The organism is Sulfodiicoccus acidiphilus, from assembly GCF_003967175.1.
Classification (GTDB): Archaea; Thermoproteota; Thermoprotei_A; order Sulfolobales; family Sulfolobaceae; genus Sulfodiicoccus; species Sulfodiicoccus acidiphilus.
The window spans coordinates 1,039,279-1,065,374 of sequence record NZ_AP018553.1; the positions used below are offsets into that span (position 1 = coordinate 1,039,279).

The window sequence follows — 26,096 nt, forward strand, 5'->3', positions numbered from 1 at the left end:
GGGTGGATCTTACTCTAATAATAGACAACTACGATAGCTTCGTTTATAATATAGTGCAGGCAGTGGCGGAGCTGGGGACTAGGCCTGTAGTGGTGAGGAACGACGAGATATCTGTGAGTGGAGTAGAGAGAATGGAACCAGACCGCATTATCATTTCTCCTGGACCAGGCACACCGGAGAAGGCGGAAGACATGGGGATCGTAATAGATGTGATAAGGCGTCTAGCTCCGAGGCTACCTATCTTGGGGGTGTGCTTAGGTCACCAGGCAATAGGCTACGCCTTCGGCAGTACCATCAGGAAGGCAAAGAGGGTTATGCATGGGAAACTGAGTCAGGTAGTAAGGAGGGGAAGCCTGATTTATCAGGGAATGCCGGAACAGTTCGAGGCCACCCGGTATCACAGTCTCGTGGTGGATGGAGTAAGGGATCCACTGAAAATAAACGCCTTCTCAAAGGACGATGGCGAGGTAATGGGCATAGAGCACGTCGAATACAGGGTGTTCGGGGTGCAGTTCCACCCAGAGAGTGTCGGGACCAAGGAGGGTTATAAAGTGTTCTACAATTTCCTTAATAGGGTGTGAACTGTTTGCCACGCTACCTATCAGGTTGGCTGAAGGAAGTAGTGCAGCTCTCCTTAAATAAACCTAGAACTGGGAGGAACAGGGAGAGGCCTGTTTATAGTCTCTCCCGTGTCATAACACTTGCCAAGGCCTCTGGGGTAACTCCAGTGATAGCAGAGTTTAAGAGAGCCTCTCCCTCAGGGTTCAGCCAGGAGAGAGACCTCAACTCTTACGCCAAGTTCATGGAGGATAACGGTGCAGTAGCGCTCAGCGTGTTAACGGAGCAGAAGTTCTTCAGAGGTTCCTACAACGATCTATATAACGCGAGCAGTATTGTAAAGATCCCAGTACTTATGAAGGACTTTGTCGTGACTGAGTCACAGATCGAGGACGCCTTTCAGCTAGGGGCTGATGCCGTTCTTCTGATTGTTAGATTACTTACCAGGAGGGAGCTCTGTGGACTTATTACCTTCGCTCATACGTTCGGACTGGAGGCCCTCGTGGAGGTGCATGACGAGAGTGACCTAGAGATCGCTCAAGCCTGTGGAGCACAGCTCATAGGTCTTAACTCGAGGGACTTGGAGACTCTCAAGGTTAACTTAGAGAATCCATTGAAACTCCTAGAGAAGGTGAGGAAATCGATCAAGGTGGTAGAGAGCGGCATAAGGACGAAGCAGGACATCTCCTTGTTTAAGGAGAAGGGGGCCGATGCCTTCTTGATTGGAACCACATTAATGCAGGAGCCCTCTAGGATCAAAGAGTTAATATCTGCGTAACTTGTCTCCTGATCGATGCGACCGATCGAGCGTTTCGCTCCCAATCTAAACTCGCTTGCGGGCGAGAGCACGCTGGTTTATCAGGAGAAAGCTAGGGAAGTGGCGGCCCGTGGTGTTAAGGTGATCAATTTCGGTATAGGTCAGCCCGACGTTCCGACCCCAGCAGTAGCCAGGGAGGAGGCGAAACTTGCCCTTGATCAGGGATTCACAGGTTACACCTCCGCTTTAGGACTCGAGGAACTTAGGCAGGCGGTGGCTGACGACCTCAAAGAACGGCTAGGGAGCGATGTGAGGAAGGAAGAGGTCATTATCACTCCAGGTGCCAAGATGTCCCTGTTCTTAGCCTTCGCGGCCTTCGTAGCCCCTGGGGATGAGGTCCTTCTCTTCGATCCAGCGTTCTACTCCTACGCCGAGGTCGCTAGATTGCTTGGCGCTAGGCCAACATACGCTAAGATGAGACGTGAGTCTGGGAAGGGCTTCTCCATAGATCTGGAAGATGTGCAGTCCAAGCTGTCTCCCAAAACCAAAATGATTGTACTCAACAATCCAAGTAATCCGACGGCAGCTCTACTAGATAAGAAGGAGGTTGAAGGATTAGCTCAGATCGCTAAGGAAAGGGGAATACTTCTGCTCTCCGACGAGATCTACGATCACTTCATCTACGAGGGTGAGATGGCTAGCTCACTTGACGATTCATCTTGGAGGGATTACGTAATCTATGTGAACGGCTTCAGTAAGACCTTCTCCATGACTGGGTGGAGACTGGGCTATGTAGTCGCGGACAGCTCGGTTATAAAGAAGATGGGGACATTGGCAGCTAACACTTATACGTGTCCCAACAGCTTCGCTCAGCGAGGAGCGTTGGGAGCGTTCAGGGCCAAGGGAGAAGTTCAGCAAATGGTGGACCTCTTCAAGAGGAGAAGGGACGTGATTTATGGTGAGCTATCTTCCTTGAAGGGTGTAAGTCTCGATAAACCACGTGCTACGTTCTACGCATTCTTGGAGGTGACCCAGGTACTTAAGACCACTGGATGGTCGGCTAAACAGTTCTCCATTAAGCTCATAGAAGAGAAAGGTGTCGTCACAATACCGGGCGACGTTTTCCCAGAGAATGTGGGAAGGAACTACGTTAGGCTTAGCTTCGCCTTAGCAGAAGATAAAATAAGGGAGGGGACGAAGAGAATAGCTGAGTTCGTAAGGGAATCTCTGGGATGAAGAGACTGCGATCCGTGAGTGGTGATTTGATTCCCATGGGCTGACCTATTCAGGGTCAATTAACGATCTCCGCTCCTATTTCTGGTGCCTCCTCCCTGAGGAGTTCGGTTATTCTCAAGGTCTTGGTTAGGTCCTCCATCACTGGGTCGATCTTGTTGAGGAACTCCTTGCTACCTAACAGTTTGACCTTCACGGGAGCATTCATTGCTAGTCTGTTCCTTATTTTAGCGGTTCTGATCGCAGATGTAGCCTTAGTGAGGTTCCTCCCTATCTCTAAGCTCTCTTTGTCATCTTCTATGTCCTCAACTCGAGGTAGCCCAAGAAGCATCACGCTGATCTCTTCACTGTAGAGCCTAGAGTATATTTCCTCAGTGACATGAGGGGCCACTGGATGAAGAAGGACCAACACATCCCTCAAGATCCTTAGTAGGGTGTAAGAACAGGAAGGGTCACCTGAGGAAAGCCTATACTTTATGAGCTCGAGGTATTCATCGGCCAAGATCTCCCAGAAGAAATGGTAGATCTCCTTCACTACTAAGTTGTAATTGTACTCGTTGTAGGCTTCCACCACCCTCTTAACCATGGACTTATGCTCGTTTAGTATCCATCTATCGATTAAATGAAGTTGGATCGGCCTCTCATTTACTTTGGGCGCAGTCGAGGCCAGCCTAGCTGCGTTCCACAGCTTCTGCAGAAAGAGTCTGTAAGTCTTCACCTTCTCCCATTTGAATGGAAAGTCATCTCCTATTGCAGTCTCCAAGAGGGTTAGTCTCAACGGATCGGCACCATATTCGTCTATCCTATCAAGGGGAGAGACCGTGTTTCCCTTACTCTTACTCATCCTTGTTCCGTCAGGTCCCAACACCTGACCGTTCACGAGGACGTCTTGGAAGGGAATTTTCCCCGTTAGTACGATGCTCCTGAAGAATGAGTAGAACAACCACGTCCTTATTATGTCTGTTCCCTGCTCTCTTAGGCTTGTTGGGAAGGTCTTCGAGAACCTTTTAGGATTGTCGAAGTAGCCGGCGATAAAGAGAGCGGTTATACTCGAGTCTACCCACACGTCTGCAACGTCAGTGATAGGTCGTAGTTTAGCCCCACAAGTTGGACAGAGTTCCACGGGTGGAGAATCCTTGGCTGGGTCCACTGGGAGATCTTCTTCCCTAGCTGGGACCAGGTGACCCCTTTCACACCTCCAGAAAGGAATAGGAGTTCCATAGAGCCTCTGCCTGCTTATGTTCCAGTCCCACTCTAGACCTTTTATCCATTCTTCCAAGTAGTAAGCCATTCTAGCGGGCTTGAAGTTCATTTCTTTGATCTTCTCTAGGAGCAGCTGCTTGTATGGGAGCACTTCCACATATATTTGCTCCTTAATTAGAAACTCCACTGGAGCTCCGCAGTCAGATCTCTCTGTGTGGCTGATCACGTTATGCCTTATTTGTTCAGTTCTCTCGAGGTAATTTCCCCCCTTGAGAAGCTCCAGCATTTTCTTTTTGGCGTCCCTGACCCTCATCCCATCTAATTGGCCAGTGTTAATCATCCTTCCCTTATCATCAACCACTTGGGTTATACCTAAACCGTACTTCAATATCCATCTTATATCTTGCGGATCTCCGAAAGAACACACCATCACTGCACCGGTGCCGAAGTCCTTGTCAACGGCCTCGTCGGCAATCACCTTCACTTTTCTGTTAAAGATAGGAGCTATGGCAGTTCTTCCCACAACGTTAGTGTACCTCGGATCTGACGGGTGGACTACTATTGCTTGCACAGCGGGGATGAGCTCAGGTCTAGTGGTGGCAATAGTTATGTTTCCTCCCCCTCAAGGGGAAACTTAACGTAGGCCAGTACCCCTTCTTCCTCTTTATATCCGACCTCACTTTGTGCTAGTGCGGTCTCGCATTTTGGACACCAATAGACAGGCCCCTCCTTGTTCTTGAGCAAACCCTTCCCGAACATCTCCAATAGGCTCCTTTGTACGGCCCTCCTGTAGTTTGATTCGTAAGTTCTATACTCGAACCTTTCCCACTCCGGCCTGTATCCAAGGCGTACCATCCCTTCTTTCATCTTGGAGATCATCTCTTCCGTCCACTCTCTGCACTTCTGAAGGAAGAGTTCCCTTTTCTCCTTAGGAACGCCTAGTTTGTATTGCACCTTCAGTTCCGTGGGAAGTCCCTGGGTGTCCCACCCCTGTGGGTGAAGTACATTGTAGCCTGCTAATCTTCTGAACCTAGCAGTAGTGTCTATGATTGTTACCCAGTAGGCATGTCCCATATGCAGTTCGCCGCTGGTGAACGGGGGTGGCGTATCTATCACAAAGGAGGGTTTATCGCTGTCCTCCTTGAATCTAAACACCCTCTCGTAGAATTCTCTAGTTAGCCACAGGTTTTGCCATTTCTGTTCCACGACCTTAGGGTCGTAGTGCGTGGGCCACTGGTCTACGTTGGACATCTCAGACCCATGGGATAGACGGTGCTCTCGATTTAAGAGTGTTACTAAAGACTGTACTATACGTCCTTTATCAATGGGGATTAAGGAAACGGAAAGTCCTCACATTTCAAATAATACTACGCCGATCATAACTGTCAATTGCGGTCACCGACGGAGTAATAACGGAGTGCCTCTGTCGAAGGGAGAGTTTGTGAGGTAACGCCTCTGCTCCAACTAGTTTGACAGATTCTCTAGAGGGTGCGGGATGGGAAATAACCTGAGTGTCCATGGAAGCCTCACCCTCCACCATCAGATAATGGGCATATGGAACATGAAGTCCTTTCCGTCAGGGTGGGGTAGTTGACGTAGGTTTGAATCGAGGAGAACCATTCAGGGTAGCGAGGAAGTCAGTTTGGCCACCTTCTTCTGCTTCAAGAATCTAGCCCAATCCACTAGATTAACTAGTAGCTGTGATATGAACTTCTTTGCGTCCTGATCTATCAGGTTGCCTTGGCTGTCGAACTTCTGACTGGCGAAGGTGACAAAGACCTCAGGCAGGTTTACAGGATAGATGTTAAGGAACACGAACATCTGACGCAAGTGGTACTGAGCCCTAGATCCGCCGAGCATACCGATCGAGGCACTCATTACAGCAGCAGGCTTTCCATCGAAAGAATTATCTCCGTAAGGCCTTGAAGCCCAGTCGATAGCATTCTTCAGTACCCCTGGAACCGAGTAGTTATACTCAGGAGTTGCAAAGAGTATGGCATCTGCCTCCTTTATTTTCCTTTTGAGTTCCCTCACAGGTTCGGGCGGATTGTTCTCCTCGTCCTGATTGAAAGGTGGTATTAGGTGCAAGTTCTCATATATTTCGAGGGTGGCCCCATAGGGGAGTAACGATGAAGCCGCCCTCAGCAACATCTTGTTATAAGAATTCTTCCTTATGCTGCCAGGTATCCCTAATATTCGGACGGTCTCCATATGCTTTTACTTGCTCAAGTAAATTATAAAGCTGTCGTTCCTTTTAGTTCAAGAGTAGTAAACTACCCCCAGAAGAGGTCTCTGGTGTAGAAAGATGAAATATAGCAAGCTCCTGCAATAGAAGGAGATAAAATTCTCTACTTTAATAGATACTTTGTTGATTCATATACCTTGAGAATGAGTTTAAGGGTTTGAATAAGAGCCCAACTGCCTCTGCTCTCATGTCGGTAGCAGCCAGTAGTTTCAGATAAGCTTTGAAGTTCATACGCTTTTGAGTTAAAATGAAATCGGCCATGCTAGACCAGCTGTGGGTCGTCCTGCTGATGGGCGGAGGAAGAACTGAATCCGCGACTTCGGTGAAGTCTAAGGGCCGAGGATCGATGTCAAATGTAATCAATCCTAAGAAGCCCAAATCCTGTGGACAGGAAACCTCTACTATACATCACCTTTTCCGAGTAGGTGTACATCGAGTTTCCTGGAAGAAGGAAATCCTCGTCGGGAGGGTGATGCATTTCTATGTCTCAGGTAAACCACCTCAAATCAAGGGTAATGCCTTTTCTTAATCGAACTGCCCACTCAGATATTTGCTTTTGGGATATCCCAAATATCCTAAAACTAGGATTTGGAAATTGATTAGTGGGTTGGCATTGTAGGTGTAGTAAGGTCACGAGGACGTTCTTGTCATCGTTAGCTATCACAAGTTCGACCAAGAGGGGTTCTCTGTCACTCTCCACCGTCCTGAGATGAGAAATGTAAAAACCCGAATCGTTGGGGGATCCTCGAGGATAGTTGGGGAGGTGGGTAGCAAAATATTTAAGGAGAAAAGCTCCCGTTGTGAAGAGATCTTAAATGAGTCTGAGAATAAAGGGGACTAACTCTCACGGTAGCTTAGGGTGGTTCGAGGTTAACTGCAGGATTTGTAATACAACATTAAGAATAGGCACAGATCTTGTTTACGTCTGTCCTAAAGATGAAAAACGGTATCACGCTTACTTCTGCGAGGCGTGCAAGAGGGGAGTAAAGGGGAAGTGCCCCTACTGCAGTACAGAGTTAGTTACAGTAATCTAGTACTGCTTAATGTGTAACTCCTCCCTTGCGCACTAGGTTTCTCGCTGAACCTTCAAAGATTTCCGTAAATGAGAAGTGTTAAGTATGATAGGAGCTACAGTTGCTGCCACATGGTGATTACCATTAGAGAAACTCGTTTGGCCCTACTGAGTCTAAGGCACATTAGAAACTCCAAAACCTCTGGGCGTCTGTGTTCTGGGTTAGGAATTCTAAATTTTAGGCTAAATAGTTTGAATACTCGTCTTGGCTGAAACCATAGATGTAACGGTATTTTTATACCTTATTTCGTAGAAATGGGACCTCAGTGATTTGATGATTCTCAAGTTCAAGGTGAATGGAAGACAGGTTTCGTTTGTTGAGAGCGGGAAAAAGAGTTACCTAGTTGTCGACCTAGACATTAAGTGTAGTAAAGTTTTAGAGGACAATCTTTCCTACCTAGACGCGAACTTAGAGGATAGTGGAATAAAATTGGTCAAACTCGTATTCTGCACCTCATCAAGCGAAACCTATTTGTGCTCTGCTGTAGCTGAAACTAACCTAAAAGTAGTGAGTCAGACCGAAGCAGAGCGAGTTTACGATGTGATCTCTAACCTCGCGAGGCGAGCGTCACCCTGTACCCTCCTTCCCTGAGCTTCGCGGATAGGACCTCTGCGTAGTTTACTACAGCAGTCGATTTGACGGACTGTATCAGCACCTTCATTTCCAAGGTCCTTAAATCCCTCTTCTCAGCGAAGGCTTGGATCAACGTATCCTCATCAGGGGAACAGATTATCAGAGCTCCCACTTTTATCGACTTGCCCAACTCTCGCATAGCCGACTCTAGGAGCTCCATCGCATCCTTCATCTTATATGTCTCGTCCAATAGAACCTCTAACTCAACTGAGAACACTTCAACCACCGTTGACCTTCTTAACTGGGACTTTTAATTGCTCCATCGCCCTTTTCACTAACTCCACGTAAGATGAATCCCCTTCTACTCTCTTCAGTTTCAACTTTCTGTACTTCATTTTCAACAGGACATTATTTTCCCTAATCACCACAACTTCCCCCTCAACTTTCTTCTTCAAATTCCTTACAAACCTCATATATACGACCGTTCCCCTAACCTTTGAGACATCTATAGTCATAGCCTCTCCAACCGAATAGGTCGGCTTTGCCTTTTTCCCTTGCGCGTTAACCTCAACTAAGGAATCTTGTCTGACTTCTAGTGCTAACGCCCTAGCAGCATGTTTGCCGCTCTTACTTTTTGAGTTTTCCAGTAAAAGCTCCACTCCTTGTCAACCTCACCGCATCTAATATCCCATTTAGGTCCAGTTTATCATCTAGGTAAGCGTCAATTAAGACATCACTCTTAATTAGGGCTCTTAGCATTGTCCTTCTCAAGTGAGGTGGTGAACCTCTATATATGGAAAGAAGTATCCTTTGGATCCTTATTCTATTATCCAGCCAACCCAGCCGCTCCTCTAGAAATTGGTCAAACTCCTTCTCTTTAGTTAAAGCCTCGAACGCGACTTCTGCCGAGATCGCTGAGGGTCTTATCCCCTCACCGCTCATTGGAAAGACTAGTCCTCGTGCTTCCCCAACTTTCAGTTTCCTGTTTCCGACTTCTCCCACGGATATTGGAGCACCCCTCAAGTCCTTCAATTCATACTCTCCTAACTTGGTCTTCATATAATCGAGAAGTGCTCTCCTAGAGTTCCTCTCCTCTAGAAAGCCAGCTCCTACGTTGATTGTTCCCTCCGCGGCTGGAAATACCCAATAGAAACCGGTTAACTTGGAGTCGAACTCAAAGATAGCCCTATCCAACTGTGAGCCAGTCTTGACTATGGCCCGAGTGGTATACACTACTTCTCTGTCCATTGGATAGGGTCCTCTGGCGTCAATTGTGACGTCGTAATTTCCATCGTAGGTTCTACTTAACTTGGTGATGGACCTCATACTGTTTATCCAACCCCACTTATCAATAACGAGCCATTTTGGATATCTATAATCTACATCGTACATTAATTCACCGTCCAAGTAGAAGGCGAAGTTCTTGACCTCTACGTCCACCTTCCAAGGGAAGGGAGGGGTGTAGACATTAGGTACTATATCACCACAGGGTTTGAAGTACTTATCTTTTAGGTCATAGAGGTCGACCTGCTGTCCCACACCTCTCAGAAGCATGTAGAGTAGGGAACCCGCCACTCCCCCTCCCAGTATCCCTATCTTCACGCTCAACAGTTAGAGGACACAACTTTAAACATTCATAGAGTTTTCATGCCGAGTCGGGACTTAATCTTCCCCATCGGACTCTGTGATGGTTGGGCAGTTTAGCGAATTTTCTATCCACTGCGTTAACTCATGATCTCATGCGCAATGTCTAGGTCTGAGGGCCCGTTGAAGCATCTGCACCTAATGGCGTCTCACTACTAAACTGGGAACATCTCTTCATTTCTTTTACCAGCATTAACTGGTGTACTCACTTCGCCCTCACGGACGGGAATTCCTGCTTCATAGCTTCACCTTACCCAACGGCTAGAGTGAGGAGCTCCAGGGGCGTCGAGGGACTCCCCAGCTCCGACCTAGATCGGTTAGTGTTAGCGAAGGGCCTTGGGATGGGGCAGAAGCGTACCTCGTGCCTTTGTCTGGACGTCTCGGCGACTCACCCTTTCGACGACTGTCGTTAGTACAGTCCCTTGAGGCTGAATTTAAATAGAGGCTGTCCATTCCACGGGAGGCGTCTCCCCCTCGACCTCTTTAAGATAAAGAGTTTATGCGCAATTAGATCTTTTAAAAATTTATATTCAACTCTAAGTCCTTGGGTTTCACTAGAGTCTCAGAGTTCCACTCGATTACACCCCTCCGCTTCCATTAGCGGGATTATCCCAAGTCGTTTACGGGAAACTTCACACAGATGGGGAAATATACACATCGCCCACGACGTCACTAAAATACCTCATCGACGTAGTGGCCTCAATTTGATGTTTTATTTTAACTTTCATATTAAAATATATAACTTTGCTATTCGAACTAAACTATTGATAACAAAGTTGGACTCATCACTTTATTACAGCTTCGTAACCTTTCTCATCTATTAGTTTGGCAAGTTCCTCTCCACCACTCGCGACTAATTTGCCCCTATTGAGAACGTGAATAACGTCCGTCTTCACGTAGTCCAGTATCCTCCTATAGTGAGTTATTATCAAGTACCCAGTCCCATTCTCTTTAAGGAGTTGGTTTATACTATCTCCTATCATTTTCAATCCATCAACATCCACTCCAGAGTCTGGCTCGTCTAGTATTGCGAATTTGGGTCTCAGGATCAACATCTGTAGTATTTCTGCCCTCTTTTTCTCCCCTCCGCTGAACCCCTCGTGAACGCCCCTATTCAGTAACGACTCTCCGAGGTTGACTTTCTTAACTACTTCTTTAACCTTCTGAAGAAGGGCCACTGCGTTCTCGTTATAGCCGTAAATCCTATTGTACTCTGCGAGGAGAAGTGTAGAGAGCTTGACGCCGGGGATCTCCACCGGCAACTGGAAGGCTAAGAACAATCCCTTCTTCACCTTTTCGTGAGTCTCTAAGTTAGTAATGTTTTCATCATTAAGGAGTATTCTCCCCTTAGTGATCTTGTACTTAGGGTGCCCCATCAGGGCGAGGGATAGGGAGGTCTTCCCACTTCCGTTGGGTCCCATAAGCGCATGTATCTCGCCACTCCTAATCTCGAGGTTTATTCCCCTTATTACCTCCTTTCCTTCCACTTCGACGTGAAGGTCTTCTATAGTTAGCTTCGCCATCCCTGCTCAACCTCACTTACTGGCTTCCCTCAATAAAAACTCCACAGCTTGAATTCTCCATGGCCTTCTCTAGCAGGTCCAACATAGAGTCGAGGACATAATGTAAAGACATCACCTCCGGCCTGGAGTTCTTAAGCTCCTTGAGTTCCTCTCTACTCTGCACAATCATGGTGAAGCCGTTGTTTATTCTCTTATAGCTTGGGAAGATAAGTGACATCACAACTTCGTCGAGTACATCGTTTACCTTCTGCAGTAGGCCCCTTACGATGTGGGATTCATCCTCACTCAACTCGACTTCAGAAAGCAATTCCTCTAGCTTCTCGACGTAGTGGGTCACTGTCATGAGAGTCTGGGCTGCCAGTAGCGCCAAGTAACCTAAAGTGAAACCGTTCTCCTTGTCCTCTCTCTTACCGATTATTCGTCTACTGAGCATGTAGTGGACTCTTTTGAGCTCCTCGAGCGTTCCCTTCTCAGTGGTCCTCTTCTTCTCCTGCACTACGAAGGAACTCAAGTCATCTATCTGTTTAGCCACTATGTTAAGCATCCTCCTCAGCAAGGATTCGACGCCTACCTTCTCTGAATCGAGAAGACAGTCTATTCTTATTAGGCTGTCACCGATCTCAGTTACTTCCATTCCCACCATCTGTTTCACAGAACTCATCACCTCCTCAAACTCCTTCTGTCCAAAGGACTTCTTACTCTCCAGCACAATCTCGTCGTAGCCTAGCGAGTACAGGCACGATATGGTCCTGTGCAGCTGTTGTTTAGTAGAATCCACGTCAACTCTTATGGATTTTTTGGCTGGGCTTACCTTCACCTTCTCTGCAGTGAGCCTAAGGGATCCGCTGGACTCCAACTCCATTATCACCTTATCCCCCGGCTTTATGTTCCACTTGTTTATCCATTTCTTAGGCAAGGTGATGAAGAGGGAGGAAGAGCCGAGCTTCTGCACCTTCCGACTCTCTACGTCTTTCTGTTCTCCGTTGATGGAACTGCGCAAAGTAGACCCTATTAGCCTATCTTAAACCGCGTTTATAAAGATGTTGCAAAGACCATATATGAGTTTCGTCACTGTATAATGTCAGTCTATTTTAGGGATTGTCAGCTTCAACCTCCCCTTAACTTTCGACATCCTTAATTTGTCAGCGGAAGCATTTGGAGGTACCCTGAAGGAGAGACGATATCTATGGCCCTGTTTATTTACGCACATTACGCTGACCTTATCTCCCTCTATCTTCACGTTAACGTCGCTAGTCTCCACATAGGGAATATCTATAACGTAGTAGTAGAATCCTTGGTCTTCGTATAGCGTGTAAAGTGGAGTGAGTTCTCCCATTCCACCATACCTGATCCTTTCTAACCTACTCATGAGCTCCTCTATCTCCCTCCTTATTTCCTCTATCTCCCTCTCAACTAAGTTCTCCGGCTCTGTTGTGGTCCTCTTGTAAGTGGGCATGGTGAATCACGCGTAGGTAGTCGGCCCGGCTCTGCCGCTTATGTTCTTCTTGGTCTCTTCCATCAATCCTCTTATCCTTGCCCTTATCGCCTCTGCCTCCTTCAGTAAGTTATCGGTGGAGACAGAGAAGCCCGTGAACTTAGAAACGACCTCTATCGCTGCAGCTGACGCCTCTGGATCTGGAAGGTCCAAGAAGGATTCAACGGTCACGACTAAGTTCCTTAAACCTCTCCTCTTCGACTCTAGCAAGATCGGGGCATATGGTCCGGCTATGTAGCCCTCGTCGAACCTAGGCGCGAGACTCATTTTCTCTGTTTCTTTGGCTAGCTCTTCGTTGCTGGTGATCCAATATACTCCGAGTCTCTCCAGATCTAACCTGTTTGGAACTGGAATTCCAGTCACTGATATCAGGGCGTAGACGTCGAACTTAGTTGCTAGGGAGCACACAAGCTCTGCCACGTCTGTTGCAAGGGCAGGAGGTATGGCGACCCATGAGTTGAATACCAGCATGTTCTGGGAATAGTAGAGCCTGATTGGTGGTTTCGCTAATCCTCCAGAGACCTGGACAATCGTGGGAGAGAGTTTCTGCAAGTAAAAGTGAGCCACCTCAGCCATTCTTGTTTCTCTTATCAAATATTCCGCGGCTATCTGCCCTACGAGTCCTGCGTCTGGGAGACCCACGAACAAGTACCTCGGTTTAGGTAGAGTTGGTTCCTCTAACATTACGGTCTCGTAAGACACTTCACTCACCTATCTTCTTCATGTAGTTCTCGGGTGTGAGTAGGTTAGCCAATGGCCCTGAAGGCTTTATCTTGAAGATCCATCCCTCACCGTAGGGATCCTTGTTGAGCAGCTCTGGAGACTCCACGAGTCGCTCATTGACCTCGGTTATTGTACCGTCAACTGGAGAGTATATATCGGCGGCGGCCTTAACCGATTCCACGACTGCTATTGGATCTCCTTTCCTGACTTGCGTGTTAGGTTTTGGTAGATCGACTCCAATTATGTCCCTGAGTTTCTTTTGCGCGTAGTCCGTTATTCCAACTATTAAGACGTCCTTCTCTACCTTAACCCACTCGTCCGAGTCCGTGTAGAGCCTATCGTTCACTATTAAGTACTTTGTCCTTTTCTCCATACTTTTACACCAGTGGGAAATCTGTCAGCTTGGCCTCTATTCGTCTTCCTCTCACTTCCACTTTAGAAGAGTAGCCCAAGAAGAGGTGGGAGGACTTCACGTATCCCATCCCTATGACCCGGGTTAGGTATGGTGAGTAAGTTGAGCTGGTGACCACACCTATCTCTTGGTCCTCGACCATTATTTTGCTATCTCTTCTTGGGATGACCCTTTCACCTTTCTTCAACTTGAGTCCGACCCTGATCTTGGTAACCCCTGTTCTGAGGGCCTGGACTAAGGCATTCCTCCCCAAGAACTCCTTCTCTAACGAGAACACCCAGTATCTAGCCTCCAGGGGGTTCACTGTTTCGTCGATGTCCTCCCCATAAAGTACGAAACCCATTTCCTGTCTCAAGCTGTCCCTCGCTATCAGTCCAGCTGGTTTGATCCCGTTTGTCCTTAACTTCCTCAGAAGTAACTCCATTTCCTCTGGCCTGGCCCATATTTCTACTCCATCCTCTCCTGTCCATCCAGATCTACTGAGGAGGAAGGTCTCGATCCCCATGTATTTTATGCCCTTCTTGAAGCTTAGAGGCTCGATCTCCACCTTATCAGTGAATTCCCAAACTCTCCTACCCTGCACGGCCACCATAGCATATTCCATGGTCAGGTCCTCAACTTCCAGGCCACTGTTCCGTTTTATCCAAGAGGCCACCTTCTCCCTGTTGACGGCGTTGGTCACTACCAGCCACGAGGATTCTCCTAGAACGTAAATCATCACATCGTCAACGAAGGTTCCCTTGTCCGTAAGGAAGGCTGTGGGTCCAACCATCTTTCCTGCTTCAGTGCTTCCTATTGCCTTGGCCACCAGGTACTCGAACTCCTCCTTTTTCCCTGTCACCATTAATCTCCCCATGTGGGATAGGTCGAAGAAGGCAGCAGAACTCCTCACCGCCATGTGTTCATCTAAATATGATCCGTAACTCATAGGCATAGACCAACCAGCGAACACTCCGAAGTCCGCTCCCATTTCCTCCTCCAGGTTACGTAACCTTGTACTAAACATTATTACCTCACGAAATGTCGAGATAGAGAGGTTATAAGGTTGGGACTGACGCGACACCCGTGGTTACCTAACTTAGGAAGCGTAGGGGAAATGATGAGTTCTATAGGAATTTCCTCACTCGATCAGCTGTTCTCGGATGTCCCCCAATCGGTTAGACTGAAGAAGCCATTGAACGTGGCTGGGAAGCCTCTCTCCGAGCAGGAGATAGTGAGGAGATTGGAGGAACTCGAAAGGAAGAACACTCAACTAGTATGTCCTCCATTCTTGGGCGCTGGAGCCTGTCCTCACTACGTCCCTCAGGCTGTGAAGTTCGTAATAGGGAGGTCAGAGTTCTACACGGCTTACACCCCATACCAGCCAGAGGTGTCCCAAGGCTTACTCCAGGCCATGTTCGAGTATCAGAGCTACATGGCCGAGCTCCTAGAAATGGAGGTGGTTAACTCATCTCTTTACGATTGGGGCTCTGCCCTCTCCGAGGCCGTCTTGATGGCACATAGGGTAACGGGAAGGCGAAGAGTTTTGGTCCCTGAGACTATTAATCCCTTTCATTTGCAAGTCTTGAAGACGTGGACCTACGGGAGAGGTGTCGTTGTCGAGCGAATTCCTTTCGACCACAGAGGCCTCTTGTCTATTGAGGCTCTGGAAGCCGAGCTCTCCAAGGGAGAGGTCGCAGCGGTCTACGTGCAGCAACCTAACTTCCTAGGTGTCCTCGAGGAGGAGTTGGAGTCTGTGGTTGAATTGGCGAAAAAGCATGGAGCACTGTCTATAATGGGAGTCAATCCATTGGTGTTAGGCGTGGTGAGGCCACCTGGAGAATATGGGTTCGATGTAGCAGTGGGGGACGGTCAGGAATTAGGGCTCTCCCTAAACTACGGTGGGCCAATGGTCGGATTCTTCGCAGTGAGGTGGGAAGGACGCCTAGTGAGGCAGATGCCTGGTAGGATTGTTGGACTAACTACCGACTCCGAGGGTAGACAGTCCTACGCCCTCGTTCTTCAGACTAGAGAACAGTTCACCAGAAGGGAGAAAGCCACATCCAACATAACCACCAACGAGGCTCTGATGGCCTTAGCTAACCTAGTGTACCTTAGTCTGCTCGGCCCAAATGGGCTGCGGGAGTTAGATGAGGAGATCATGAGCAGAAGTCACTATGCAGCTAGGAAGTTGCGAGAGGTGGGAGCCTCTTTGCCTTACAGTGGAGAGTTCTTCGAAGAGTTCCTAGTTAGGTTCCCAGCCCGATACAGCAAGGTTAAGGAGAGGATTCGAAGTAGGGGATTACACGGCGGACTTCAGCTAGACGAGAACTCTGCCTTATTCTGTGTTACTGAGGTTCACTCCAAGGACAATATAGATAAGATGGTAGAGGCTGTAGCGGAGGTCATGTGAATGTGGAACCAGGCTAGGTGGGAGGAACCCCTCCTTTTTCAGTACAAAGGGAAGAATAGAGTCGGATTAGCCGTTCCACGGGAAGACGTAAACGATCGAGTGGAAGTTCCAAGTTCAGTTAAGAGGAGGAATCCCCTGGAGTTACCTGAACTGTCGGAACTAGAGGTCGTAAGGCACTTCATAAGGCTGTCTCAGATGAGCTACGGAGTCGACGTTGGGATGGTGCCGTTGGGTTCCTGCACAATGAAGTATAACCCGAAAGTTCAGGAGGCCGCATCTAAATTGACGGAGAACGCTCATCCCCTACAGGACGAGGATACGGTGCAGGGCGTGTTAGAGATGTTGTACGATATGCAGAACTGGCTGGCTGAGATAACTGGAATGGAGCAGTGCAGCCTACAGGTACCTGCGGGTTCCGCAGGCGAGTTGGCAGGTGTTCTGATGATGAAGAAGTATCACGAGGATAAGGGGGAAACAAGGACGGATATGTTGGTTGCAGACAGCGCCCACGGCACCAACCCGGCTAGTGCAGCAATGGCCGGCTTCAAGGTAGTTTACGTAAAGACCGATCACAGGGGACTAGTTGACTACGGGCTACTCAAGGAGATCGTTGGGCCCTCTACGGCCGGATTCATGCTCACCAATCCAAACACGCTAGGCCTTTTCGAGGAGAACATCTTGGAGATCGCGGACACTATACACTCCGTAGATGGAAAGCTCTACTACGACGGTGCTAATTTGAATGGGATAGTTGGAGTCGCTAGGCCTGGAGACATGGGATTCGACATTGTTCATCTCAACCTACACAAGACCTTCGCGGTGCCTCATGGAGGTGGTGGTCCTGGAGCAGGAGCTATCTGTGCCAAGGGTGATATGGTAGATTACTTACCAGGTCCTCTTGTGGGACGCGTAGATGGGTCCTACTCCTGGTCTATGGAGCCCCACAGAAGTATAGGTAGAATCGCTACTTTCCACGGTAACGTGGGAAACGTCGTAAGGTCCTTCGCTTACTTGTTAGGACTAGGTTCGGATGGTGTGAATATGCTAGGTGTCATGAGTACGCTGGCCACTAACTACCTCATGTCTAGGCTTCAAGACGTGAGGGGACTGCAGCTTCCTTTCCCAGGAAGACCTAGAAAACACGAGGTTGTGTACAGTGTAACCCCCGCGTATAACGAGATAGGTTTGACGGCCGAGGATGTAGCTAAGGGCCTCTTAGACAGAGGCTTCTACGCCCCCACGATCTACTTCCCTCCTATAGTTCAGGAATCGTTAATGATAGAGGTAACCGAGACAGAACCCAAGGAGTCCATAGATGAGTTCGCTAGGGCTCTATATGACGTTATGAGGGAGGCCTACTCAGACCTTAAGGCAGTGAAGCAATCACCTAAGAGGACCTCAGTGTCTAGGTTGGACTACGTTAAGGCTAACCATCCAAGCACCTTCACTCCCACCTTCAGAGTTAAGAGGTTGAGAGAGGAGGGATCTCTTCAGGTTCTGAAGTAACTTTCGCTCCTCATTTAGAAGATCCTGTAGAAGATGAGAGAGAGGTAACCGAGGTAAGGAATCGATAATTCGTAGCCTCCAATCGAGAACGTGACCCCTTGAACTCTACTCAGCGGGATCCCATCAACGGGCTCTAACCTAAGTACGTTATCTGGCTCAGGGTTAGTTATCTCGTCCACTCCTTTCGTCACGTAGTTATCTCCGTTCTCCTTTACTACCATATGTACTACATATGTTGACGTGTAGGGAGATCGGTAAATTATCACGTCACCTACATGGACATTATTGGGAGGACTGTAGAAGACTAAATCTCCGTTCTGATATATTGGGTACATGGAGACACCGTCCACGCTAGCTACTGCGAGAACGTTGGTGAACATGAGAAAGTAGATTAACAAAAGGACAGCTATTACGGCGATGTCACTCTTCTTCGTCCTCTCCACCCTCGTCTCCTAAGTCAAGTTCTATAACATACCCTTCGTCTTTCTCTTGCTCTCCCGTCTCTATCCTCTTCTTCCCCTTCTTCCCCTCAACTTCAACTCCGCTCCCTCCCGCCTTTATCTTGGAGACTACCCCCTTCCACCTGTTGCCGCACTTATCACACTCGTACACCCCCATCACTGTAATAGTGATCCTTCCCTGCGCGTCAGGCAGAGGTGAGACCAGTTGCCACGTCTTAGTCGGCTTGTCAACCTTGTTCCCGCAAGCTGGACATACGTCTTGCGCCTCCTTCCTCTTCTTTGGCATATTTTGCAGTGCCTAGATGGGGTTATAAACTAAGGCGAGGAGTACCGCGGCTACTAAGAAAGCCGCCCCCGTAGATATGTACGTCTCTTTGCGAACTAAGATAAGTAAATAGAACAACGCATTTAGGAATGCAACTACTCCCAATTGCCAAGTGAGGGGAGAGTAAATGTATGACAGGAAAAACGGGCATGTTGCCCAAGCGAGTAGGAAGGCCTTCTTATTACTTAACTTGCCCCGTGTTACCCACAGATATAGTGGCGTGAGAGCCCCGTAAGCTATGAAAACAACGGGGATGATCCACATATTTAGCTCCACTCTCCTCGTATTGGAGTGGGTTAAAAATGACACTAGATGATTTCTACTCTATAAAGAACGTTGACGGTCTCGAGATAGTTGATTCGAGAGGAAACCCTACTATAAGGGTCTTTGTGAGGACAGTAGGTGGAATTGCTGCATACGGCGATGCGCCCGCCGGAGCCTCTAAGGGAAGTAGAGAGGCTATAGAGGTGCGGGACCCAGACAGGGTGGGAGGTATGGGAGTTGAGAGAGCTGTAAAGAACGTGAGGGATTACGTTTATCCTGCAATCAGGGGCATGGATGTGCGCGACCAACTCGCGATAGACCACACCTTAATTCAGCTTGACGGTACTCCTAACAAGTCTAAGATAGGAGGGAACGTTACAATAGCCACTTCTATTGCAGTAGCAAAAGTAGCCGCCAAGGCCCAGGGAGTAGAGCTCTTCAATTACATAGGAGGTTCCTCAGCTAATCTAATTCCGGTACCCCTCCTTAACGTAATAAATGGAGGCCTTCATGGAGGGAATAAACTGAAGGTTCAAGAGTTCATCTTGATCCCAGCGGGGTTCGGGGAGTTTTCCGAGTCTTTGATAGCCAGCGTAGAAATATACAGGAAACTGAAACAGGTAATAATTTCGAAGTATGGTAAGATATATAGTGGTCTCGGAGACGAAGGAGGTTATTCTCCCCCTTGGAGTCCGTGGACCAGGCCCTGGAACTCCTTTCTTCAACTATAGAGGAGCTCGGGTTCAAAGGAAAAGTATCGCTTGGAATAGATGCTGCTGCCACTGACTTTTTCAATACTTCCACTGAAAAGTATGAGATAGATGGTAGGGCGTTATCGCCAGGAGAGCTCTTAGACTTCTACATCGAACTGGCCTCAAAATATGATTTAGTTTACATGGAGGATCCTTTTAACGAGAACGATCTGCAGAGCTTTGCCGAGCTCAACTCGAAAGTGCAAAATATGGTGATAGTGGGAGACGACTTGTACACCACCAACGTCGAGTACCTCAGGAAGGGGTTGAGACTCAGGGCTACTGGGGGTGTGATAGTTAAACCTAACCAGGTCGGAACACTGTCAGAGACCTATCAGTTCTGCAAGGAGGCTCTGGATGGTTTCAACAAAATAGTAGTTAGCCATAGAAGTGGGGAGACCGAGGACAGTTTCGTGGCAGACTTAGCGGTAGGGCTCTCGGCTCACTTCGTGAAGACCGGGGCCCCAGCTAGGGGGGAGAGAACCTCAAAGTACAACAGACTCCTTGAGATCGAAAAAATCCATCACTTGAGGTATAGGGGGAAGTCCGCTTAGGGAATCAATATTCCTATTACAACTAGTGCTACGCCTAGTATCGCAAGAAAGAAGAGGAATTCTTTTGTTGTCATAGATGGTATAGCTCTGAAAGCCTTTACGGCGCCGAAGACGAGAAAGCCTAAGAACAACGCGAAGACTATCCCAAGCCCTACGAGTACGAGGACGTCGGATACTCCAGAAACAGACGATATGTGCAGCATTTTCCCTATCTGGGAGATAGTAGTACTGAGTGTCGATATGCTCAAGCTATCACAGAAATTAGTTTCTCCCGTTGCAAACCTTATAACGGTTGAGGTGAATCCTCCTTGCCTTGTGATGAAGGTTAAAAGCGCCTAACTGTGAGGAGACTCCGCTGGCTGAAGGGTGTAAGTACTTATAAGGCTTTCACGTGTAACTGAATTTTTCGAGGAGTGTTAATGCCGCTTTCCCAAGATATATTGGTAAGGTATGTTGGAAGGAAGGTTAAAGATGTTTACGGAAGGGATTTCGGTTACCTCATTCACGTTTACAGCGAAATAGATGGCCAAGTAACTGGAGTGGAGATAGTCAATGGCTCTGTGTTTCAGACCATAGACCCTGCTAGGTTTAAGGTGGAGGGGGAGTCACTTTACGTTCTTCCCGAGTGGAAGGCTGAGGCCATGAGGGTCGTCGGACTTCTAGATAAGATAAGGAAGAGGCAGAAGGCGCTGGAGGAGCTTTATAGCAAAGGGGAGATAAATAAGTCCATGTACGACGACATGAAAAGGAAGCTGGACTCAGAGGCCATAAAACTAAAGGAAGATCATATGAGGATCAGAAATAAGCTGAGGGGAAGATTGAACGAGATCGAAGATCAGTTAGTCCAAATCGATAAAGCGATGACAGCGGTGAAGGTTAGCTACATAGCATCGGAGACCCCAGAGGAACAGTACAAGAGCTCCGTCGAGGTCCTGAGACAGGGGAGGGAGAGCTACGGTCTTGAGAAGGACGACATAAAGAAGACTCTGGATAGGCTTGATTCTCAGGATAAGGAGCCCGTGGAAATAAAGCCCTCACCAATAGCAGTCCCCAGCGAACCCAAAAAAGAGGAGCAATCGATACAACTACCTTTCCCTATTAAAGTTGTAAATAACACCAACACGCTCTGAGGGGTTTTCATGCCTGTATTGGACAAGTTTCCCTTCATTAAGAGGGGGAACTCTAAGAAGGCCCAGTTGGGGCTCCTTCTGGAGGAGATCTCAGTTAGGTTGAAGGATCAGCAGATGAAGCTGGACGAGGCCATGCGTAGACTTAAGGATAGAGACAAGGAGCTCTTCGACCGGGTCGTCAGGTCCCAGATGGAGTCAGACGTGGCCAAGGCCGCCATATACGCCGAGGAGATCTCCGACATAAGGAAGATGTTGAAGATCATATACACAGCATCCTTAGCTATTGAGAAGGTTCGTCTTAAGTTGGAGACGGTGCAGGAGTTGCAGGGACTGTCACTTGTATTGCTCCCCGTGCTTAAGATATTGGGTGGATTGAAGGAGCAAGTAAAGGGCATTGCGCCCGACGTAGCTGTGGCCTTAGACTCTATCACTAGTAGTGTTAACAGCATAGCTGTGGAGACAGGTATACTAAACGAGAAGGCAGTAGTCCCAGCAATTGTGGACGAGCAAGCGAAGAAGATTCTAGACGAAGCACAGAAAATGGCCGAGAATAAGTTGAAAGAATCTCTGCCAGCACTCCCCCAGCCACCCTCCGAACCTCCAAAGGTTAAGACATCAACTAAGAAGTTCGGCGAAGAGGACCTTCTAAATTACGTAAGTAGAACTAACGGCTTCATTGATGTGGAACATGTAAGTAAGATCTACGGGGTCGATAAGGAAGAAGTAATGGAGCTCTTGAGGTTACTAGCTAGAAAGGGAGTGATAGTGCTAGAGGAGTGAGGGGCCAATAGGTTGAGCGGGCAAGTGATGTTAGAGGAGATGGCGAGAAAGTATGCCATAGAGGCAGTCAAGACAGATAAAAGTGGAAAAAGGGAGGAGGCGATAGGCTACTATCAGAAGGCCATAGAAGTCCTAACTCAACTCATATCGCTATACCCTGATTCGGTTGCTAAACATGCCTACGAGCAGATGGTTGCGGAATATAGAAAGAGAATAATGCACTTGAAGGAATTTGCGACTGACCCCGAAGGAGGGAATGATAAGGTAGAGGAAGAGGTTATAATAAAGGAGAAGCCCAAGGTCACCTTTAAGGACATAGTCGGTCTGGAGGATGTGAAGGAGGCGTTGAGGGAGAGCATAGTTTATCCCTCCAAGAGGCCTGACCTTTTCCCACTGGGCTGGCCACGTGGTATACTAATGTACGGTCCCCCAGGGTGTGGGAAAACCATGATCGCCGCTGCAGTTGCGAACGAAATCGAAATGGAATTCCTCCATGTTGACGCGGCCAGTATAATGTCGAAATGGTTAGGGGAGGCCGAGAAGAATGTTTCAAAGATATTTAAGAAAGCAAGGGAGATCTCTAAGTCAGAGAAAAAGCCAGTCGTTATATTCATAGACGAGATCGACGCTCTATTAGGAACTTTCGCCTCGGAGAATGGTGGGGAGGCTAGGGTGAGGAATCAGTTTTTAGGGGAGATGGATGGCATGCTAGACAAGAGCGAGACGTACAGCGTTTACGTGATTGGTGCCACCAACAAACCTTGGAGGTTAGACGAACCTTTCCTGAGGAGGTTCCAGAAGAGAATATACGTCAGACCACCAGACTACCAACAGAGACTTTCGCTCCTCTCCTTCTATGCGTCCAAGATAAAGATGGAGGGGGTGGATCTCCAAGAGTTAGCTAAACAGACCGAAGGCTATGTGGCAAGTGACATTAGGGACATAGTGCAAGCAGTTCACATAAAGGTGGTGAAGGAGATGTTTAAGAACGGACTTTCGGAACCACGGGCAGTAAGAATGGAGGACTTTATGGAGGTATTGAGGGACAGGAAACCTAGCGTCAATCAGGAGCTAATAAAGATCTACGAAGCTTGGCACGAAAAATTCAAAGCACTCTAAGGTCAGATACCCCAGGTTTTACCTCACAGATCGGTTGGCATGTCTCACGTCATCCCTTGATTTCAAATGTTTGTCCTCAAGTCACTTTATTGTTTTCGGGCTTCAATCCATCTTTTTCCTTAACGAAAGTAAAACGTAAGTTCCTCCCGGTAACCTCCTTCTCACGGTGATTGGAAGTACTCCTCTGTCTAGCTCAGCCTCAGCGATGGAGAGAAGGTCCTTAGAGGGGAGGGACTCCACATCGATGAGAGGAACTGCACCCATGGATATTTGAAGCGCTCTGGCCCCTATAATTCTGGCCCTTTCGTACCTAGTGAGACTGTCCTTCCAGACGTTAATGTAGAAGTTCTTGAACTCCAGCTCCCTGTTTGTTGACACGAGGAGGCTGTCCCTTCCCTACTTTAAAAGTTAATCCCACGTTACTTCTTCTTCTAGGAAGCTAGGCAATCTGCAGTCCTCCAAGCTTCTGAGGTCTCCCTCCACTTTCAATATCTCAGATAAAGCTCTTATTAGTTTGGTTAGCGCCCTCCAATCTACTACCCCCATCGTACCTATTCTGATCAGTTTCTCCGAGTTCTCTCCAATTCCCTTGGAAACCTCTATTCCCCTAGCCTTCAGGCCCTTTACTAGCATGGAGGAGTTGACTCCTCCAGTATAGGCGGCGACCACGGTGTTGGAGAAGTCCTCCTCGTCTCCAACCGGCGAGATTCCGATACTCTCCAGCTTTTTCCTGAGAAGTTTTGCGCAGACTTCGTGTCTCTTCCACCTCTGCTCTAACCCCTCCTTAGCTAGAAGCTCCGCGGCTCTCAAGGAAGCGTAGAACGCTCCCACTGCAGCCGTGTAGGGCGTCTCTCCCTTCTCTTGGAACCTAAGGTAATTAGAGAGATCTAGGTAGTTGGGCACGTCCCCCTGAGGTCTAGGACTCTCAGAGAGCGCTACGAACGCCAGCCCAGGTACTGATGCCAGGGCTTTCTGGCTGCAGGAGGCTACTGCGTCCACTTTCCAGCTTCTCATTCTCAAGGGGTGGGCTGCGAACCCTGATACGGAATCCACGAGGAACTTCATTCCCATTCCTTTAACCTTCTTGGAGACCTCGTCCAAGTCCCTTATTGCCACTCCAGAGCTCGTCTCGTTGTGGACTACCGCCACGGCGTCGGCGTCCCTGTGCTTATCGAGGACCTGCTCAACTTGCGCTGGTTTTGGTCTACTTCCGAAGGGAATTGTGACTTCCACAACCTCACAGCCTCTTCTCTTTAGAGAGTCTACCAGCCTCCTCCCGAACTCACCGTACTGGAAAGCTACTACCTTCTCACCCCTGTCCATTGCAGAGTAGACCATGCTTTCTACTCCCAACGTCCCGGAACCTGAGAGGAGCGCTACGTGATCCGTTTCGAAGAAGCCGGACATCAATTCCTCCAACTTTTTCACTACCTCCTTGAATTCCTCCGATCTGTGGTTAACTACCTTAGACGCCTCTGTGGCTACCGTCTTGGGTACGTTAACAGGACCTGGAACTAGAATCAATTTTCTTCACTCCTCAGTTCTTTCAATAGCGCTACCGCCGTGGCTTCGGCGATCCTCCTCTGGGCTTCTACTGTTTGGGCACCTATGTGGGGGGTAACGCTCACTCGTGGATGGTTGAGAAGCTCAATTTCCCACTTGGTCCGTGGAGGTTCGTTCCATAGGACGTCCGTAGCATAGAACCCCACTTTTCCAGTCTTCAGCGCTTGAAGGAGGGCCTCTCCATCTATTGCCTGGGCCCTACTGGTATTCACTATCAGTACGCCCTCCTTAACTTGATCTAGCTCCATTCTTCCCAACACAGCTGGATCTCCCCTTTTCATTCCTACGTGAATGGATATGACGTCTGACTGCTTGAGAAGTTCCTGCAAACTCACCACCTCCGCACCTACGTGGGCAGCAACCTTACCTACGTCTATTGTGTCGTAGGCTAAGGTCTTCATGCCCAACGCCTTAGCAACTGAAGCAACCTTGGATCCAATCCTCCCGAAACCCACCACTCCCAACACTTTCCCATGTAGCTCAGTTCCGGTGATCTTCTCGAATTTACCCGCTCTCGTTCTTTGAAAAGCTTCCTCAAGCCTCCTAGCGGCGGAAACCATCAATCCTAGCGTTAGCTCTACAACGGAGTCGGTGGATGCTCCAGGAGCATAGACCACCCTGATCTTTCTTCTTTCGGCCTCCTCCACATCTATGGTGTCTAGGCCGATGCCTGCCCGGGCGATCACCTTTAACTTGCCTGCCCCCTTTAGGACCTCCTTATCTATTTTGGTCCTGCTTCTCACCACGACGGCGTCGTAATCTCCTACTATAGAGAGAAGTTTCTCCCTAGTCAAGTCTGGCCTGTAGTCCACTGAGACTCCTCCATCCTCCAAGATCTTTAGCAAGAGCTGATCCACTGGGTCTGTGATTAACACTTTATGCTGACCTTGGTTTGATATAGTCCTCTCTGCATTTGATAACATGCTCTTCACCTCTATCGAGAAGAAGTCTTACTGCGACGACGAGCTACACGAGCGGAAAGTGGTAGATCCTTTTCTCACAACCATCAAAAACAATCCTTGGCTAAAACTTCCCACTCGTGTTTCTTTTTGCATGACTAGCTCAGTCCTAATGCGGTGTTTAAATATTTTTCTGAAGTCGTATGGTGTCTTAGAATGGTTGGACGTTGTGATTTTTATCACATCTGCTATAGAAGAAGACGTTCTCCCCACCTAGACGGGTTCCCTTCCGCGATAGTTCCCACTATCGATTCCAGGCTACATCTCTCATAGGACGGGTAGTCGTGGGCTGAACATCTTTCACGTTAACAGAAACGTTTTCGTACTCGTTTTGCGAAAAATTGTTGATTGTAAATGACTTCTCACCTCGACGTGGCCTCCGCCCAGAAGGATGGGAGCGATCAGGAAGAGGTGGTCCCCTCGCCGTCGGACTCCAAGGAGTCCCACGACCTACCTTCGATCTGGATGAGTGTGTGGTTGAGGACCGAGTCCTTACGCTCGATCGAGAATCAACTTGAAACGCTTGAAATGAAGTGTAGAGATAAATGGCTCAGAGACACCCTAGTCGAGGACTCGGCCATCCCGAGAGGACCCGTCGTTGGTTCGCTTAGGGTGCAGGCTATCTATGTCTTTCAGTCCCACCGTGGACCTAGAAGGTCAATATCGCTGAAAAAGAGATTTTCAAAGGGACGTTTAAACTAGTACGGAGGGTGTCAGTTTCCGCAGGGAAAGTCTTACGTCGCGCTCTGACCCCATCTTTGTAACCTATCGTCTCTGTTCTCCTAAATATCTTAAATTAGACTTCAAATGAAGTAGAGCTCTAGAGATGGAAATAGTAACTCCCTTTGTACA

The 26,096-nt window shown here is 48.3% G+C and carries 26 protein-coding genes and 2 pseudogenes; 10 read left to right on the plus strand and 18 right to left on the minus strand.

Annotated elements, in window-relative coordinates; translation table 11 throughout:
• Positions 1 to 2: 2 nt before the first annotated feature.
• The 3 genes from HS1genome_RS05610 to HS1genome_RS05620 are packed head-to-tail and all read left to right on the plus strand — an operon-like array spanning position 3 to position 2,551.
• Entirely contained in the window at positions 3 to 581 is a 579-nt protein-coding gene (locus HS1genome_RS05610; RefSeq protein WP_126449959.1) for an anthranilate synthase component II, read from the plus strand.
• 5 nt (positions 582 to 586) lie between these two features.
• Positions 587 to 1,336: an indole-3-glycerol phosphate synthase TrpC gene (trpC, locus tag HS1genome_RS05615; protein WP_126449960.1), complete on the plus strand. Its 750-nt coding sequence runs from the start codon at positions 587 to 589 to the stop codon at positions 1,334 to 1,336.
• A gap of 15 nt (positions 1,337 to 1,351) precedes the next feature.
• Complete coding sequence (locus HS1genome_RS05620; protein WP_126449961.1) at positions 1,352 to 2,551, plus strand: pyridoxal phosphate-dependent aminotransferase; 1,200 nt, start codon at positions 1,352 to 1,354, stop codon at positions 2,549 to 2,551.
• A 55-nt stretch (positions 2,552 to 2,606) separates the two neighbouring features.
• Here the strand turns inward: HS1genome_RS05620 and HS1genome_RS05625 are convergent.
• Both HS1genome_RS05625 and HS1genome_RS05630 read right to left on the minus strand, forming a co-directional pair.
• Positions 2,607 to 5,002, minus strand: a pseudogene (locus HS1genome_RS05625) (valine--tRNA ligase).
• Positions 5,003 to 5,371: 369 nt separating this feature from the next.
• Positions 5,372 to 5,962 (minus strand): NADPH-dependent FMN reductase, encoded by a 591-nt coding sequence (locus HS1genome_RS05630; protein WP_126449962.1) that lies wholly within the window; start codon positions 5,960 to 5,962, stop codon positions 5,372 to 5,374.
• Positions 5,963 to 6,811: 849 nt separating this feature from the next.
• Between HS1genome_RS05630 and HS1genome_RS05635 the strand changes: the two genes are divergently transcribed.
• Positions 6,812 to 7,030, plus strand: a complete 219-nt coding sequence (locus tag HS1genome_RS05635; RefSeq protein ID WP_126449963.1) for a hypothetical protein — start codon at positions 6,812 to 6,814, stop codon at positions 7,028 to 7,030.
• Between the two features lie 586 nt (positions 7,031 to 7,616).
• On the opposite strand, the gene HS1genome_RS05640 is transcribed toward HS1genome_RS05635, so the two are convergent.
• The 9 genes from HS1genome_RS05640 to gcvT form a co-directional block, all read right to left on the minus strand.
• Positions 7,617 to 7,928, minus strand: a complete 312-nt coding sequence (locus tag HS1genome_RS05640) for a hypothetical protein (RefSeq protein WP_126449964.1) — start codon at positions 7,926 to 7,928, stop codon at positions 7,617 to 7,619.
• Positions 7,921 to 8,301, minus strand: a complete 381-nt coding sequence (locus HS1genome_RS05645; protein ID WP_126449965.1) for a hypothetical protein — start codon at positions 8,299 to 8,301, stop codon at positions 7,921 to 7,923. The genes HS1genome_RS05640 and HS1genome_RS05645 overlap by 8 nt, the downstream gene beginning before the upstream one ends.
• On the minus strand, positions 8,270 to 9,244 hold the full coding sequence (locus HS1genome_RS05650) for an NAD(P)/FAD-dependent oxidoreductase (RefSeq protein WP_126449966.1): 975 nt from the start codon (positions 9,242 to 9,244) through the stop codon (positions 8,270 to 8,272). The genes HS1genome_RS05645 and HS1genome_RS05650 overlap by 32 nt, the downstream gene beginning before the upstream one ends.
• A gap of 827 nt (positions 9,245 to 10,071) precedes the next feature.
• Positions 10,072 to 10,809: a Fe-S cluster assembly ATPase SufC gene (gene sufC, locus HS1genome_RS05655; RefSeq protein ID WP_126449967.1), complete on the minus strand. Its 738-nt coding sequence runs from the start codon at positions 10,807 to 10,809 to the stop codon at positions 10,072 to 10,074.
• 16 nt (positions 10,810 to 10,825) lie between these two features.
• A complete protein-coding gene (locus tag HS1genome_RS05660) occupies positions 10,826 to 11,809 on the minus strand; it encodes an AbrB/MazE/SpoVT family DNA-binding domain-containing protein (RefSeq protein WP_229768178.1) in 984 nt (327 codons plus the stop codon).
• A gap of 81 nt (positions 11,810 to 11,890) precedes the next feature.
• Positions 11,891 to 12,265 carry an Hsp20/alpha crystallin family protein gene (locus HS1genome_RS05665; RefSeq protein ID WP_126449968.1) on the minus strand — a complete coding sequence of 125 codons (375 nt, stop codon included), beginning with the start codon at positions 12,263 to 12,265 and terminating at the stop codon, positions 11,891 to 11,893.
• Between the two features lie 6 nt (positions 12,266 to 12,271).
• Positions 12,272 to 13,006: a proteasome assembly chaperone family protein gene (locus tag HS1genome_RS05670; protein ID WP_373286773.1), complete on the minus strand. Its 735-nt coding sequence runs from the start codon at positions 13,004 to 13,006 to the stop codon at positions 12,272 to 12,274.
• 1 nt (position 13,007) lies between these two features.
• Entirely contained in the window at positions 13,008 to 13,400 is a 393-nt protein-coding gene (gcvH, locus tag HS1genome_RS05675; protein ID WP_126449969.1) for a glycine cleavage system protein GcvH, read from the minus strand.
• Between the two features lie 4 nt (positions 13,401 to 13,404).
• A complete protein-coding gene (gene gcvT, locus HS1genome_RS05680; RefSeq protein WP_126449970.1) occupies positions 13,405 to 14,445 on the minus strand; it encodes a glycine cleavage system aminomethyltransferase GcvT in 1,041 nt (346 codons plus the stop codon).
• A gap of 45 nt (positions 14,446 to 14,490) precedes the next feature.
• Here gcvT and gcvPA point away from each other — a divergent pair, with 45 nt between their 5' ends.
• A complete protein-coding gene (gcvPA, locus tag HS1genome_RS05685; protein WP_126451338.1) occupies positions 14,491 to 15,831 on the plus strand; it encodes an aminomethyl-transferring glycine dehydrogenase subunit GcvPA in 1,341 nt (446 codons plus the stop codon).
• Positions 15,832 to 17,337 (plus strand): aminomethyl-transferring glycine dehydrogenase subunit GcvPB, encoded by a 1,506-nt coding sequence (gene gcvPB / locus HS1genome_RS05690; protein WP_126449971.1) that lies wholly within the window; start codon positions 15,832 to 15,834, stop codon positions 17,335 to 17,337. It begins immediately after the preceding gene.
• 14 nt (positions 17,338 to 17,351) lie between these two features.
• On the opposite strand, the gene HS1genome_RS05695 is transcribed toward gcvPB, so the two are convergent.
• Genes HS1genome_RS05695 through HS1genome_RS05705 form a run of 3 tightly spaced genes read right to left on the minus strand, consistent with a single transcriptional unit; the run spans position 17,352 to position 18,387 of the window.
• Positions 17,352 to 17,780: a signal peptidase I gene (locus HS1genome_RS05695; RefSeq protein WP_268243610.1), complete on the minus strand. Its 429-nt coding sequence runs from the start codon at positions 17,778 to 17,780 to the stop codon at positions 17,352 to 17,354.
• On the minus strand, positions 17,758 to 18,084 hold the full coding sequence (locus HS1genome_RS05700; protein ID WP_126449972.1) for a chromatin protein Cren7: 327 nt from the start codon (positions 18,082 to 18,084) through the stop codon (positions 17,758 to 17,760). Before HS1genome_RS05700 ends, HS1genome_RS05695 begins: the two co-directional genes overlap by 23 nt.
• A 12-nt stretch (positions 18,085 to 18,096) precedes the next feature.
• Positions 18,097 to 18,387, minus strand: a complete 291-nt coding sequence (locus tag HS1genome_RS05705; protein WP_126449973.1) for a hypothetical protein — start codon at positions 18,385 to 18,387, stop codon at positions 18,097 to 18,099.
• Positions 18,388 to 18,425: 38 nt separating this feature from the next.
• Between HS1genome_RS05705 and eno the strand changes: the two are divergent.
• Positions 18,426 to 19,693, plus strand: a pseudogene (gene eno / locus HS1genome_RS05710) (phosphopyruvate hydratase).
• Here the strand turns inward: eno and HS1genome_RS05715 are convergent.
• Entirely contained in the window at positions 19,690 to 19,941 is a 252-nt protein-coding gene (locus tag HS1genome_RS05715) for a hypothetical protein (RefSeq protein WP_126449974.1), read from the minus strand. The pseudogene eno and the gene HS1genome_RS05715 overlap by 4 nt on opposite strands.
• A 171-nt stretch (positions 19,942 to 20,112) precedes the next feature.
• On the opposite strand from HS1genome_RS05715, the gene cdvA reads away from it, so the two are divergent.
• The 3 genes from cdvA to cdvC are packed head-to-tail and all read left to right on the plus strand — an operon-like array spanning position 20,113 to position 22,722.
• Positions 20,113 to 20,823 carry a cell division protein CdvA gene (cdvA, locus tag HS1genome_RS05720; RefSeq protein WP_126449975.1) on the plus strand — a complete coding sequence of 237 codons (711 nt, stop codon included), beginning with the start codon at positions 20,113 to 20,115 and terminating at the stop codon, positions 20,821 to 20,823.
• 9 nt (positions 20,824 to 20,832) lie between these two features.
• Positions 20,833 to 21,603, plus strand: a complete 771-nt coding sequence (cdvB, locus tag HS1genome_RS05725) for a cell division protein CdvB (RefSeq protein ID WP_126449976.1) — start codon at positions 20,833 to 20,835, stop codon at positions 21,601 to 21,603.
• A 12-nt stretch (positions 21,604 to 21,615) separates the two neighbouring features.
• Positions 21,616 to 22,722, plus strand: coding sequence for a cell division protein CdvC (cdvC, locus tag HS1genome_RS05730; RefSeq protein ID WP_126449977.1), 1,107 nt, complete (start codon positions 21,616 to 21,618; stop codon positions 22,720 to 22,722).
• A gap of 102 nt (positions 22,723 to 22,824) precedes the next feature.
• Here the strand turns inward: cdvC and HS1genome_RS05735 are convergent, their stop codons facing one another.
• From HS1genome_RS05735 to HS1genome_RS05745, 3 genes are read right to left on the minus strand one after another with little or no spacing between them, the layout of a single operon-like run.
• Positions 22,825 to 23,100, minus strand: a complete 276-nt coding sequence (locus HS1genome_RS05735; RefSeq protein WP_373286772.1) for a DNA-directed RNA polymerase subunit K — start codon at positions 23,098 to 23,100, stop codon at positions 22,825 to 22,827.
• Positions 23,101 to 23,130: 30 nt separating this feature from the next.
• Positions 23,131 to 24,246 (minus strand): pyridoxal-phosphate-dependent aminotransferase family protein, encoded by a 1,116-nt coding sequence (locus HS1genome_RS05740; protein ID WP_126449978.1) that lies wholly within the window; start codon positions 24,244 to 24,246, stop codon positions 23,131 to 23,133.
• Positions 24,243 to 25,208 (minus strand): D-2-hydroxyacid dehydrogenase, encoded by a 966-nt coding sequence (locus tag HS1genome_RS05745; RefSeq protein ID WP_126449979.1) that lies wholly within the window; start codon positions 25,206 to 25,208, stop codon positions 24,243 to 24,245. Before HS1genome_RS05745 ends, HS1genome_RS05740 begins: the two co-directional genes overlap by 4 nt.
• Positions 25,209 to 26,096: the final 888 nt, after the last annotated feature.

Excerpts from the sequence above, each read along its gene's own strand:
- HS1genome_RS05620 (WP_126449961.1), top strand. The coding sequence starts at position 1,352 with ATGCGACCGATCGAGCGTTTCGCTCCCAATCTAAACTCGCTTGCGGGC.
- HS1genome_RS05630 (WP_126449962.1), bottom strand. The coding sequence starts at position 5,962 with ATGGAGACCGTCCGAATATTAGGGATACCTGGCAGCATAAGGAAGAAT.
- HS1genome_RS05635 (WP_126449963.1), top strand. The coding sequence starts at position 6,812 with ATGAGTCTGAGAATAAAGGGGACTAACTCTCACGGTAGCTTAGGGTGG.
- sufC (WP_126449967.1), bottom strand. The coding sequence starts at position 10,809 with ATGGCGAAGCTAACTATAGAAGACCTTCACGTCGAAGTGGAAGGAAAG.
- HS1genome_RS05665 (WP_126449968.1), bottom strand. The coding sequence starts at position 12,265 with ATGCCCACTTACAAGAGGACCACAACAGAGCCGGAGAACTTAGTTGAG.
- gcvH (WP_126449969.1), bottom strand. The coding sequence starts at position 13,400 with ATGGAGAAAAGGACAAAGTACTTAATAGTGAACGATAGGCTCTACACG.
- gcvT (WP_126449970.1), bottom strand. The coding sequence starts at position 14,445 with ATGTTTAGTACAAGGTTACGTAACCTGGAGGAGGAAATGGGAGCGGAC.
- gcvPB (WP_126449971.1), top strand. The coding sequence starts at position 15,832 with ATGTGGAACCAGGCTAGGTGGGAGGAACCCCTCCTTTTTCAGTACAAA.
- HS1genome_RS05700 (WP_126449972.1), bottom strand. The coding sequence starts at position 18,084 with ATGCCAAAGAAGAGGAAGGAGGCGCAAGACGTATGTCCAGCTTGCGGG.
- HS1genome_RS05705 (WP_126449973.1), bottom strand. The coding sequence starts at position 18,387 with ATGTGGATCATCCCCGTTGTTTTCATAGCTTACGGGGCTCTCACGCCA.
- cdvA (WP_126449975.1), top strand. The coding sequence starts at position 20,113 with ATGCCGCTTTCCCAAGATATATTGGTAAGGTATGTTGGAAGGAAGGTT.
- cdvB (WP_126449976.1), top strand. The coding sequence starts at position 20,833 with ATGCCTGTATTGGACAAGTTTCCCTTCATTAAGAGGGGGAACTCTAAG.
- HS1genome_RS05745 (WP_126449979.1), bottom strand. The coding sequence starts at position 25,208 with ATGTTATCAAATGCAGAGAGGACTATATCAAACCAAGGTCAGCATAAA.